Origin of the sequence: Bradyrhizobium sp. Gha, assembly GCF_900113735.1 — a bacterium.
In the GTDB taxonomy this organism is placed as follows: domain Bacteria; phylum Pseudomonadota; class Alphaproteobacteria; order Rhizobiales; family Xanthobacteraceae; genus Bradyrhizobium.
In genome coordinates, this window is record NZ_FOQM01000009.1 from 113,189 (window position 1) to 125,652 (window position 12,464).

Genomic DNA, 12,464 nt, shown 5'->3' on the forward strand with positions numbered 1-12,464 from the left:
CCTTTCCCGCGCCAATCAGATTGCCTTACCTGCCCTTGGCGACCGCGTCACGGCAGCGCTGAAGCGTCTGCGCTTGTGAACCGGATGCATCGATGGTCGCCCAACCGATATGGCCGATATTATAGCGCTCTTGCAACGCGGCAACCTCTTGCGTGGCATCCGATGCGTCGCCGCTGCGGCTGCCGATTCGGGCCTGCCGGGTTGCCAGATCGGCGACCAGGAACAGGCCGGTGAGAGGCACGTTGCAGTCCCGGGCGAGGGCGGCGAAGGCATCCCGCTCAAAATCACGAGCGAACACACCGTCGGCAACAGCCGAATGGCCCTGGGCCAGCACGCGCCGGGCGCGTTCGGCCAAAGTCGCGTAGACCCTCTCGGCAAGCTCGGGCGTGTATGCAGTCGGCGGCAACCGCTCTGTGTCGGGGACCCCGAACAACTGCTTGCGAATGACGTCGCTGCGCAACACGACGGCGCCTGGCTCTGGTGCTAGGGTCGGCGCGAGCGCCTGTGCCAAGACCGTCTTGCCGCTGCCCGACAGGCCGCCCACCGCGACAAGATGGGGACGCGGAGGTTGGATCAGCGCCCGGGCAAGGTCGAAATAGCGACGCGCCTGGTCAAGAATGCCGACATCTTCGGAATGCGTCGGCTTCAGCCGTGCCAAGGTCACCTGGGCGCGAACGGCCGCGCGAATGGACATGAAAAGTGGCAGCGCGCGGAGCGCATCGAGATTGTCGACTGGCGTCGCGGCGAGGTATCGGTTGAGCATGATGTTTGCGGCCAGCGGCTGATCATGGCGCAACAGATCCATCAGTGTAAAAGCGAGGTCGTACAGCACGTCGACCGTCGCCATCTCTGCGTCGAACTCGATGGCATCGAACAGCACGGGCTGCTGCTCGATCAACACGATATTCGCAAGATGCAAATCGCCATGGCAACGGCGCACGAAACCCCGGCGGGCGCGCTCTTCAAGCCAGGATCGAACGCGCAGAAACCTCGCATTCGAGGCTTGCCCAAGCTGCTCGATCTCCGCAGCCGGGAATTGATTGCCCTTTCTCAGGCCGTTGCTGTTGCCGTCGATCAGGGCGGGGATCGAGGCAACCCATCTCTTGCTGTTGGTGGCTATCGCTGCCGCATGTGAAACCACGATCGCGTCGGCGATGGCCGATGCAAGGTCCGCGTCGAACCGTCCCGCCTTGGCCAGATGATCGAGCGTCCGGGTCTCATCGAAACGCGACATATCGACTGCATATTCGATTGGCCGGCCGCTGCCATCGACCTTCACCGACCCGTCGGGTTCTTCCGTGATGGCGACGACGCGACGATAGATCTGCGGCGCGTGTGGCCGGTTGATCCTGACTTCCTCCTCGCAGGCCGCCTTGCGTTTATCGAGCGTCGAATAGTCAAGAAATGGATACTTGACCGCCCGCTTGATCTTCAGCGCGCGCGTCCCGTCGAGGAAGACCGAAGCCGCGTGCGTGTCGATCCGCTTCACGCCAGCGTGCCCGGTCAGAGCCGCGAAGATCCGTTCCTGGGTCGGAGTGCTGTCCGTCATCCGTGCCGGCATGTTGCAGATGGTAGGGCCAAGCGGTCCGGCCGCAAACCAGGGTAACCTCTAAGTCGGGACTGCGACTTGACTTCCATCAAAAGCTGTCGTGGGCTGGCGAGGCGGAGTTTTCCCGGCTTGAGGAGGATCAAGGGTCCGGACCGAAGATGACCTATTCTGGTCGGCAAGGAGAATCCGATGCCCATCAAGGACGTCTTTCTACCACTCATTGGCGAGCCGCGTGCGCCCACGCTAGCCGCAATCGAGAAGTGCGTCGCAGTTGCCGCCGACCTCGGCGCCCGGATCACGGGGCTCGCGCTCGAGGACGATGCTTTCGTGCTGCCGAACGTCGTATTCCCTGATGAGCCGGAGTCCGCTGAACGCAGCCATATGCGCAAGGTGGGAGGCATGCAGCAGCTCCTGGACGCATTCACCAGTGCGGCCTCACGTGCCGGCATCCGCGCCCAGAGCCGATCAGGCAGCGCGCCGGCGGACCGGATCGCATCGACCTTAGCCGAGCATGCGCGCTTTAGTGACCTTAGTTTGATTCCCGTGAAGCCGCACGACAGCGGAACCGAAAACATCGTTGAAACGTTCCTGTTCCAATCCGGCCGGCCGCTGCTGCTCTGCCCGGAGCAGCATGTGGAGGCGCTGCGACCGGAATTCGAGAATGTCGTGATTGCGTGGGACCATTCGGCGCGCGCCGCGCGCGCGGTGGGCGATGCGTTGCCGATCCTGCAAGCTGCCGCCGTAGTGCACGTGATCACGGTGGCAGAAGATAAAGACGAAGCGATTGTGCAATCCGGCACCAGTGTCGTCCACCATCTCAGGGAACACGGGGTCTATGCATCCTTCGAAACCGTGCAGGACAGCGGGAGTTCGATCGGCCAGGTGCTGGGGAGCTGGGCGCAGTCCCATGCCGTCGACGCCATCGTCATGGGCGCCTATCATCATTCGCGTCTGAACGAGACTGTCTGGGGCGGCGTGACCAAAACCGTCATCGGCCAGCCACCATGCTGGGTAATGATGTCGCACTAGGTGCGCTTCAACTCATATCCCGGTTAGCTTCTGTCGGACCCGTTGCCCGATCGGACTGGTGTGATCATGTCGACTTACCGCCTGAAGAACCTGCTGTCGCCCCGGTCGGTCGCGCTGGTGGGCGCGAGTTCCCGTCCAGTTTCCGTTGGACGCGCGGTCCTTGAGAACATTCGCAAGGCGGAATTCAAGGGGCAGTTCGGCTTGGTGAACCCGCGCCATGCCGAGATCGACGGTATCGCGGCAGTGAGCAGCCTGGACAAACTTCCGTTTGTCCCCGAACTGGTCGTCATTACCGCGCCGGCGCGTCAGATACCTGAAATCATCGACCAGGCCGGCCATCGCGGTTCAGCCGGGGCTCTGATCCTTTCGTCGGGACTTGGCCATGGACCGGGGGCGCTCCAGGAAAGCGCCGTGGCGGCCGCCCGGAAATACGGAATGCGGCTTATTGGCCCGAATTGCCTCGGCATCATGATGCCCGGCGCAAGCCTCAATGCGAGTTTCGCCGCACACATGCCGGGGGCAGGAAATCTAGCTCTGATCTCACAATCGGGTGCGATCGCGGCCGGCATGGTGGATTGGGCCGCGCAGCGTGGCGTGGGTTTCTCCGGCATCGTCACGATCGGTGATCAGATCGACGTCGACATCGCTGATTTGCTCGACCATTTCGCGATGGACCACAAGACGCGTGCCATTCTGCTGTACATCGAGGCCATCAGGGACGCGCGAAAGTTCATGTCGGCAGCGCGCGCCGCGGCGCGCGTGAAACCCGTCGTCGTGGTGAAGTCGGGTCGCATGGTGCAGGGCGCGAAGGCGGCTGCCACGCATACGGGCGCGCTCGCAGGCACCGACGCCGTCTATGATGCAGCTTTCCGTCGCGCTGGTGTCCTTCGGGTATCCGATCTGCGCGAACTGTTTGATTGCGCCGAGACGCTCGGCAGGATCGGGGCACCGGCGGGAAAACGACTCGCGATTCTGACCAATGGCGGTGGCATCGGCGTCCTGGCGGTCGACCGGCTGGTCGACCTCGGCGGAATTCCCGCGCCGATGATGCCAGATACGCGCGAGAAGCTCGCTGCGGTGCTGCCACCGACCTGGTCCGGCACCAATCCCATCGATATCGTCGGCGACGCAGATGCATCGCGCTATGCTGCCGCGCTGGAGGTCCTGCTGGACGATCCTGGCAATGATGCGATCCTCGTGCTCAATGTGCAGACCGCGATCGCATCGGCTGCCGCGATCGCAGCGATCGTGACCGAGCTCGTCGTCAAATATCGCGAGAAGCACCGCAGTTGGGCCAAGCCCGTGCTTGCTGCCTGGGTCGGCGCCGATCAGGACATCATCGCGACGCTATCTGCCGCAGGCATTCCGAACTATCCGACCGAAGATGACGCGGTGCGTGGCTTCATGCATATGGTCCGGCATCGCGAGGTGGTCGACGAGCTGAGCCAGGTTCCGCCGGCGATGCCGGACAGGTTCGTGCCTGATGTGGCGGCTGCAAAGGAGATCGTCGCAATGGCTATCGCCGACGGCCGCAAATGGCTCGAGCCCGTCGAGATCAAGCATCTGCTTGCATGCTATGACATCGCAATGGTGCCGACCTATGCGGCTGATGATGTCGAGCAGGCGGTCGTCTACGCGGACGAGATCTTCGCGCAAGGCGCCACCGTCGTGCTCAAGATCATGTCGCGCGATATCGTGCACAAGTCCGATGTCGGCGGTGTCGTTCTCAATCTGACCTCGCAGGCTGCGGTGCGCGCAGCCGCTGCCGACATACTGGCGCGGGTGAGAAAGTTACGGCCCGAAGCCCTGATTGACGGCATCATCGTGCAAACGATGGTCGTCAAAGCGAAGGCGCGCGAGCTGATCCTGGGCCTCGCCGACGATCCGACCTTCGGCACGGTCGTGGTGTTCGGCCGCGGCGGCACGGCGGTCGAGATCATCAACGACAAGGCCCTGGCGCTGCCGCCGCTCGATTTACAGCTCGCCCGTGACCTGATCGAGCGTACACGTGTGTCCCGGTTGTTGCCCGCGTACCGGGATGTGCCGGCGGTCAAGCAGGACGCGGTCGCACTGGTGCTGGTCAAGCTGGCGCAGATGGCAGCCGACATCCCTGAGATCCGCGAGTTCGACATCAATCCGATGCTGGCCGACGAAACCGGCGTGACCGCCGTCGATGCCCGCGCCGCGGTGGGGCCGCCGCAGCGAAAATTTGCGGGCTCAGGCCCGGCCAATTTCGCTGTCCGCGCCTATCCGTCGCAATGGGAGCGCCGGCTCGCGCTCAAGGACGGCTGGCGCATTTTCGTGCGGCCCCTGCGCCCCGAAGACGAACCGACGATCCACGAATTCCTACGTCATGTCACGCCTGAGGATCTCCGCCTGCGCTTCTTCGCGCCGATGAAGGAGTTTACCCATGAGTTCATCGCGCGCCTGACCCAGCTCGATTATGCGCGCGCCATGGCTTTCATCGCCTTCGATGAACAGGACGAGATGGTCGGCGTGGTGCGACTCCATTCGGATTCGGTCTACGATCGCGGCGAATACGCGATCCTGCTGCGGTCCGACCTCAAGGGCAGAGGGCTCGGCTGGGCCCTGATGCAGCTGATCATCGACTATGCGAAGTCGGAAGGGCTCAAGACGATCTCGGGCGACGTGCTCAAGGAGAACGTCGTGATGCTGGAGATGTGCCGGCAGCTAGGTTTCGAGATCAAGCCGGATCCGAGCGAGCCTGATATCTGCGACGTCCGCCTGAAGCTCTGATCCGCCCAGTTGCGGGGCGTTTCGGACGCGTTTGCCGCGGAGCGGGGCGGGTATGTCGGCAAATATTGATCTGGCTCAACAGGCGTTACCCAGCGCCGACCGGGCTGATTCTTGCCGCTCCGGCGTGCCCATGCGCCTTTTTTGAGTTGCCATCCCTGCAACTCTGCATCGGCTGAAACGCATCGGCGCACCCTGCAGGTGCGGCTCCGGGGCGCAATCGCGGCATTTTGGCAGCTTTCGTCTCAAGCTCTGTCCGTGCTTTCCGGTTGAAAAGCCCGCTGACGTTGACTACGCAGGAACTCCAGTGCCTCGCAGTCTTAGGAGTCCCGGCGTGCCTCAGGACAAGACCGGCGACCCCCGGCAGTTGTCGGGTAACAAACTGTCGGTCCTGCGCAAGCATCCGATCTTCGCAGATCTGGATCCGGAAGCGCTCGATCAGCTGTGCCGCTACGCCAAGCACACCACCGTCAAGCGTGGTGCGACCATCGCCGCCAAGGGCGATCCCGGCAACAATCTGTTCGCGGTGATCACGGGAACGGTGAAGATCTCCACTTCATCGCCTGACGGGCGGAACGCTATTCTCAATCTGATCGGTCCGGGCGAAATCTTCGGCGAGATCGCCGTACTCGACGGTGCGCCGCGGTCGGCGGATGCAACCGCCAACACCAACTGCGAGCTCTACATCATCGACCGCCGCGACTTCCTGCCGTTCGTGAAGAGCCAGCCGGCGCTCGCGATGAAATTCATCGAACTGCTCTGCGCGCGGCTGCGCTGGACCAGCCAGCAGGTCGAACAGGTGATCTTGCAGAATCTGCCGGGCCGGCTCGCAAGCGCGCTGCTTGGTCTCACCGAGGAACGCAAGCTCGATTCCGGCAGCGGCACGCTCGCGATCACCCAGCAGGAGATCAGCGAGATGGTTGGGATGACGCGCGAGAGCATCAACAAGCAATTGCGCGCCTGGGCCGGACGAGGCTGGGTACGCCTCGAGCATGGCGCCATCGTCGTGCTCGACATGGATGCGCTGCGTGAGCTTGCCGAAAGCGGCCTCGACGGCGAGTGAGAGCCTAGCCGTCGAGATTGTGCAGCTTCTCGAGATGGCAAGAGCCGACGTGCCGCCCCGGCCTTGTGCCCCTCGAACCGCTGGCCGACGCGGCCTCATTCAGTGCAGGATGTGACGCGGCAGCCAGAGCGAAATCTCCGGCAGAAAGGTGACGAGCATCAGCACGAACAGCATGACGCCGTAGAACGGCCAGATCTTGCGCATGACCTCTTCGAGCGAGACCTTGCCGACGGCGCAGCCGACGAACAGGATCGCACCGACCGGCGGATGGCACAGGCCGATGCCGAGGTTGAGCAGCATGATCATGCCGAAGTGCACCGGATCGACGCCGAAATTCTGCATCACCGGAAGGAGGATCGGCGTGGCGATCAGGATCGACGGCGCCATGTCGAGCAGCGTGCCGAGCAGCAGCAGCAAGACGTTGAGCAGCAACAGGATGACGTATTTGTTGCTGGAGATCGACAGGAAGAACGCCGTCATTTTCGCCGGCATCTGCGTCAGCGCCATGATGTAGCCGACGGCGGAGGCGCAGGCGATCAGCGTCATCACCATCGCAACGGTGCGCAAGGTCCGGTGCAGCAGCACCGGCAGATCCCGCCATTTGTAGTCGCGATAGACGAACATGGTGACGAAGAAGGCCCAGATGCAGGCGACCGCGCCGGCTTCGATCGCGGTGAAAATGCCGCCCAGAATGCCGCCGAGGATGATGACAAGCGTGATCAGGCCCCAGGCCGCGTCGATCGTGATCTTGACGGCTTCCTTGGCCGGCACGGTACGGCCTTGCGGGTGACCTTCGCGATAGGCGATCACCAGGCACAGCATGATCAGTGAGAATCCGATCAACAGCCCGGGGAAGACGCCCGCCATGAACAGCGCGCTGATCGAGATGGTGCCGCCGGTGGCGAGCGAATAGAGCACGGCGTTGTGGCTCGGCGGGACCAGCAGTGCCTGAACCGAGGAGGAGATGGTGAGGTTGGTCGCAAACACCCGCGGATAGCCGTTCTTCTCCATCTGAGGGATCATCACCGAGCCGATCGCCGAGGTGTCGGCAACGGCAGAGCCGGAGATGCCGCTGAGGAAGGTCGTCGCCAGCACGTTGACGATCGAGAGGCCGCCGCGCAGTCGCGTCAAGCCAACCAGAACGTCGGCAAAGGCGACAAGCCGCCGCGCCATGCCGCCTTCGGCCATGATGGCGCCGGCGAGCACGAAGAACGGAATCGTCAGCATCGCTACCTTGCTGACGCCGTCCGAGATCTTCAGCATCAAGGCTTCAAGTGGAATGCCGACCGACAATGCGCCGGCGATCGCCGCCATTGCCAGCGAATAGGCGATTGGCATGCCGATCAGGAAGCAGACGATCATCGTGCCGAGGAGGATGAAGATGTCCATTGCGATAACTCCCGGCTCACTCGAAGGGGGCGGTTTCGGAGTGCTTGCCGATCGGATCGGGCGGCACGCCGAGGAAAATTCGCTCGATCACGAAGAGCAGAAGGCAGAGGCCGCCGATCGGAATCGGCAGATAGGTGACGCCGACCGACAGCGAGGGGAAATCAGGGATCGTGTTGTACCAGGTGACTTGGACCAGACGCTCGCCCCAGATCACCATGAACAGGGCGATCAGCGCCATCAGCAGCTGCACCAGGATGTCGGTTGCCTTTTGCAGCGGCGGAGGCAGCTTCTTGGCAAAATAGCCGACGCTCATATGCAGGTTGAGCCGGTAGCCGGCGGCTGCGCCGATAAAGGTCAGCACGATCGTCAGCAGAACCGCCGTCGGCTCCGGCCATGAAGCCGCACTGTTGAGCACGTAGCGCGTGAACACCGCCCACGGGATCACCGCGGAGATTGCGACCAGCGCGGTGCAGCCGACGATCACGCATAACAGGTAGAGATAGTCCATCGCTCGGCGAAACAGTGCGGCCATCCGCGTTTCCTGCTCTGTCAGTGGTTCGGATTGTCGAGGCCGAAGCGCGATGGGTGATTGTCGCGCTTTGGCTTTGGTTCGAGAACGTTCAGAGCGTCTGGATGCGCTGGATCATGGCCTGGTATTTCGGGCCATACTTGTCCCACACCGGCTTGACCGCATCCTGGAATGGCTTCTTGTCGGCGATTTCCACGATCTCGCAGCCGGCGGCCTTGGCCTTCTCCATCGCCGTCGTTTCGTACTTCTTCCAGAGCTCGCGCTCCTCGAGCTGCGCCTCGCGGGCGAACTTCTTGATCAGCGCCTGGTCGTCGGCGGACAGCGCGGTCCAGGACCGCTTGGAGAAGCAGAGGATCTCGGGGATGATCAGGTGCTCCGTCAGCGAGTAGTATTTCGCCACGGTGTAGTGGTTGCTGAACACGTAGCTCGGCGGGTTGTTCTCAGCGCCGTCGATCACGCCGGTCTGCAGCGAGGAGAATACCTGGTCGTATCCCATCGCGATGCCGTTGCCGCCAAGCGCATTGACCATGTCGATGAAGATCGGGTTGCCGATCACGCGAAGCTTCAGGCCGTGAACGTCGGCGACCGATTTGATGGGGTGCTTGGTGTTGTAGAAGCTGCGTGCACCGGAATCCATCCAGCACAGGCCGACCAGATTGGCGTTGGGGCTTGCGGTAATCTTGTCGAGCAACTCCTGGCCGACCTCGCCGTCCATCATCTTCCAGGATTGCGCCACGTTCTTGAACAGGAACGGCATGTTGACGACGTTGATGTCGTCGACGATCGGACCGACGGCGCCGGCGCTGACGCGCAGCATCTGGATCGCGCCGATCTGGGTCTGCTCGATCGTCTCCTTCTCGGCGCCAAGTTGCGCGGAGGGATAGGTCTGGATCGAGAGGCGGCCCTGGGTTGCCTCGGCGAGCTTCTTGCCCATGTTCTCGACGGCGGCGACCGTTGGGTAGCCAACCGGCTGCACGTCGGCGGCCTTGAAGACGGCCTTGGTCTGGGCGTGGCCCGACGAGATCGGAGCCAGCGTGGCAGCTCCCAGTCCGGCGCTCAATTTGATGAAATCACGGCGTAGCATGGTCGTCTCCCTCATTAGTTCTTGGTTCTTTCGATGTGTGTCGTTATTGACCGGAAAGCCGGTCACTCCGTGCTGGCGAAAAACTCCGGATTGGTATGTTGCGTCTCCGAGATGTCGCGAAGCAGCCGGTCGAGATGGCGCTCCATCGCAATCCCGGCACGTTGCGGATCGTGCGCCTCGATCGCCGCGAGGATCGGTTCATGCTCTGCGATGACCTGCGTCATGCGTCCGGCGACCGGCAGCGTCAGTTGGCGATAACGATCGACATGCATCTTTACATGCAGGATCAGCGTCCAGATTCCGGGATGTCTGGCGACATCGGCGATGGTGGCGTGGAACAGCTCATCGGCCTGATGAAACGCGGTGCGGTCTCCAGCTTCATCGGCCTCACGCTGGCGTTCCACGATCGACCGCAATTGCAGGATCTGACTCGTCGTGGCGCGTTCGGCCGCGAGGCGCGCGGTGGTCTCTTCCAGCGCCTTGCGGATGATGATGGCCTCGGGCAGGGCGGCGAGCGGGATGCGGGACACGAAGATGCCGGACTGCGGAAAAACGTCCAGCAGGCCCTCGTCGGAAAGCTTGAGAATCGCTTCGCGCACCGGCGTGCGGCTGACGCCGAAGCTGAGCGCGATCTCGGATTCCGAGATCACCTCGCCGGGCCTGCGACGCATCGAGACCAACTCGCCGCGCAGTTCGTTATAGATACGCGACGAAGCCGTCGCTCGCTGCGGTGGCTTACCGCGGCGAGGACCGGTCATGGCTGAAGCCGCGGCTTCGGTTTTCTTCGTCGAGCGGGCGGGCATGCGTGCTCCGCAATTGATATATTAGTATATGAACTGATTTGCGAGAAGATCAACTAGGAGATTAGAAGGGGGTGTCTCTGTTGCTCTGCAGCAAGCGGCAGCGGTTCTCCCACCGAAAGCCGAGCGCGAGATTGCTCTGGCATGATGACGGATATTTCCGCGCTCAAGAGCCCCTCCCTGGATCCATCTCCCCATTGGCCTTCCTAAGGGCGCGCCGAGCAAGGAGTCCAAGTTGAAGCGAGTATCGATCGATGCCGTTTTTGGATTGATGGGGGGCGACTACCGGGGATGCGAACGTTGTATTTGAACCTCTCGTGTCCGGGCCGCTTGGTTCGCACGACCTGACCGCAACAGGAAAAGGATGTAGTCGTGACTGATTATCGCAAGCTCTTCGATCTCACCGGCAAGACGGCCGTGGTGCTCGGCGCCGCATCGGGCATCGGCAAATCGTCCGCCGAGGCGCTGGCCGGACTTGGTGCGCAGGTCGTTTGCGCCGACCGCGCGCTTGACGCCGCGGAGGCGACGGCTGCGGGGATTCGCGAGAAGGGCGGCTGGGCCGAGGCCGCCGGGTGCGACGCTGCTAGCGCCGCCGACGTCAACGCGCTCGCCAAAACGGTGATGCAGAAATTTCCGCGGCTCGACATCGCCGTGACGACGCCCGGGCTCAACATCCGCAAGACCATTCTCGACTACACCGAGGAGGACCTCGATCGCGTCCTGAACCTCAACGTCAAGGGCACCGTCTGGTTCTTCCAGGCCTTCGGCCGCATCATGGTCGAGCAAAAGGGCGGCAGCATCATCGCGTGCTCCTCGGTGCGCGCGGTGACCATCGAGCCGGGCCTCGGTGTCTACGGCTCGACCAAGGCCGCGATCGGTCTTCTGGTGAAGGGCTTTGCCTCCGAGGTCGGGCATGCCGGCGTGCGCGTCAACGCGGTCGCGCCGAGCATCGTGGAGACCGCGCTGACCAGCCCGTTCAAGCAGCGGCCCGACATCTACAATCTCTATGCGGGGCACACCGTGTTCAATCGTTGGAGCAGTGCCGACGAGGTCGCGACAGCCGTCGCCTATCTCGCTTCGGACGGAGCGAGCTATGTCAGCGGCAGCACGCTGTTCGTCGATGGCGGCTGGACCGGGGTCGACGGCCCGCCGACCGGTCTCACGCAGCTGCACAAATGAGGTTTGCATCTAGCTTGCAAAGCCGACGCGCTGGCGCAGCTCCCTCCGATCTGCGCCGGTCAGCAGTGCGATCAGCGCCAGGCCGGGAGAGCGTAGGCGTGCGCGATATAGGGGCGGGTGTATTGCCGGCGGAGCGTGCGGGTCGCCATTCCCGCAGCCGCCGTCTTGGTGTCTATGACAGTGGTCTCGACGGGCTGGCTCTTCAGGAAGCCCGCAAGATCGTTTTCATCAGGCAGCGGCTCGCCGGCGGACCATGTCGCTCCCTTGCGCAAGGTCTTCAGCGCGGCTTCCGCCGCGGCTTCGCCGTCGGCGATGACGCCGGCAAAGCCACCGTCGCGCACGATCGTGACCAGCCCGGAAACGGCGCGTACGGCCGCTTCGTCGAGCGCGATCAGCCTGGCGGCTGAAATCCCGGGCCTCAGGACGCGTCCATGCAACAGCTTCGGCAACGCGCAATCATGGATGAACCGCTCCCGCGCGAACACCTTGTCGGGAATGTCGACGCGCTGGACCGAATGTCCGGCGACGGCGCGTTTGGCATGGCCTTGGCCACGGTGCCCGCAACGGCATCGTGGTCGAGCGATACTGCCGTCCGGTGGTCGCGAGCGCACGGACCTGGTCTCGCCGATATTGGGCGCCATCGCCGGCAGCGCGTCGATCATCATCTGCACCTGGCCTCCGATCACGCCGCTGCGCGCCTCGCCGCTGTTGCGGTAGGGCACATGAACGACATCGATGCCGGCCATGGCTTTGAACAGCTCGCCGGCCATGTGGTACGGAGTGCCCTGACCTGAGGACGCGTAGTTCAATTTGCCCGGCTGCGCCTTGGCGAGCGCGATGAATTCCTGGAGCGTCTTCGCCGGGACTTGCGGATTCACCACGATGACGAGGTCGGAGTAGTTCGCCGGCGCGATCGGCGCGAGGTCGCGCATCAAGTCGTATTGGCGCTGCTCGACCGATTTCGGTGTGGCTGCGGGGCATTTCGCGGGCGCGGCAAGGAACATGACGCGCGTGCGGTTTGAGCATTTTGCATGGGCGTTGCCGGATAAATGCCCTCGGCTCCCAGGTATTTTGATGTTACGAAATCG

At 63.0% G+C, this 12,464-nt stretch carries 9 protein-coding genes and 2 pseudogenes; 4 read left to right on the plus strand and 7 right to left on the minus strand.

Annotated features, from left to right (window positions below):
- Nucleotides 1-25: 25 nt before the first annotated feature.
- Nucleotides 26-1,549 (minus strand): bifunctional aminoglycoside phosphotransferase/ATP-binding protein, encoded by a 1,524-nt coding sequence (locus BM222_RS14555; RefSeq protein WP_092228978.1) that lies wholly within the window; start codon nucleotides 1,547-1,549, stop codon nucleotides 26-28.
- Between the two features lie 189 nt (nucleotides 1,550-1,738).
- Between BM222_RS14555 and BM222_RS14560 the strand changes: the two genes are divergently transcribed.
- The 3 genes from BM222_RS14560 to BM222_RS14570 all read left to right on the plus strand — a co-directional run bounded on the left by BM222_RS14560 (nucleotide 1,739) and on the right by BM222_RS14570 (nucleotide 6,395).
- Nucleotides 1,739-2,578: a universal stress protein gene (locus tag BM222_RS14560; RefSeq protein WP_092228915.1), complete on the plus strand. Its 840-nt coding sequence runs from the start codon at nucleotides 1,739-1,741 to the stop codon at nucleotides 2,576-2,578.
- A gap of 66 nt (nucleotides 2,579-2,644) precedes the next feature.
- Nucleotides 2,645-5,335, plus strand: a complete 2,691-nt coding sequence (locus tag BM222_RS14565) for a bifunctional acetate--CoA ligase family protein/GNAT family N-acetyltransferase (protein WP_092228916.1) — start codon at nucleotides 2,645-2,647, stop codon at nucleotides 5,333-5,335.
- Nucleotides 5,336-5,666: 331 nt separating this feature from the next.
- Nucleotides 5,667-6,395, plus strand: coding sequence for a Crp/Fnr family transcriptional regulator (locus tag BM222_RS14570; RefSeq protein WP_092228917.1), 729 nt, complete (start codon nucleotides 5,667-5,669; stop codon nucleotides 6,393-6,395).
- 99 nt (nucleotides 6,396-6,494) lie between these two features.
- On the opposite strand, the gene BM222_RS14575 is transcribed toward BM222_RS14570, so the two are convergent.
- From BM222_RS14575 to BM222_RS14590, 4 genes are all read right to left on the minus strand, one after another.
- A complete protein-coding gene (locus BM222_RS14575) occupies nucleotides 6,495-7,784 on the minus strand; it encodes a TRAP transporter large permease (RefSeq protein ID WP_092228918.1) in 1,290 nt (429 codons plus the stop codon).
- A gap of 16 nt (nucleotides 7,785-7,800) precedes the next feature.
- A complete protein-coding gene (locus BM222_RS14580; protein ID WP_092228919.1) occupies nucleotides 7,801-8,316 on the minus strand; it encodes a TRAP transporter small permease in 516 nt (171 codons plus the stop codon).
- Nucleotides 8,317-8,404: 88 nt separating this feature from the next.
- Nucleotides 8,405-9,397 carry a TRAP transporter substrate-binding protein gene (locus BM222_RS14585; protein ID WP_092228979.1) on the minus strand — a complete coding sequence of 331 codons (993 nt, stop codon included), beginning with the start codon at nucleotides 9,395-9,397 and terminating at the stop codon, nucleotides 8,405-8,407.
- Between the two features lie 62 nt (nucleotides 9,398-9,459).
- A complete protein-coding gene (locus BM222_RS14590; protein ID WP_502690891.1) occupies nucleotides 9,460-10,200 on the minus strand; it encodes a GntR family transcriptional regulator in 741 nt (246 codons plus the stop codon).
- Nucleotides 10,201-10,569: 369 nt separating this feature from the next.
- On the opposite strand from BM222_RS14590, the gene BM222_RS14595 reads away from it, so the two are divergent.
- Nucleotides 10,570-11,376, plus strand: coding sequence for an SDR family NAD(P)-dependent oxidoreductase (locus tag BM222_RS14595; protein ID WP_092228920.1), 807 nt, complete (start codon nucleotides 10,570-10,572; stop codon nucleotides 11,374-11,376).
- 80 nt (nucleotides 11,377-11,456) lie between these two features.
- Here BM222_RS14595 and BM222_RS14600 read toward each other — a convergent pair.
- Both BM222_RS14600 and BM222_RS14605 read right to left on the minus strand, forming a co-directional pair.
- Nucleotides 11,457-11,962: pseudogene (locus tag BM222_RS14600) on the minus strand (xanthine dehydrogenase family protein molybdopterin-binding subunit); the annotation flags it as partial.
- Nucleotides 11,941-12,329, minus strand: a pseudogene (locus BM222_RS14605) (tripartite tricarboxylate transporter substrate-binding protein); the annotation flags it as partial. The pseudogenes BM222_RS14605 and BM222_RS14600, both read right to left, overlap by 22 nt.
- Nucleotides 12,330-12,464: the final 135 nt, after the last annotated feature.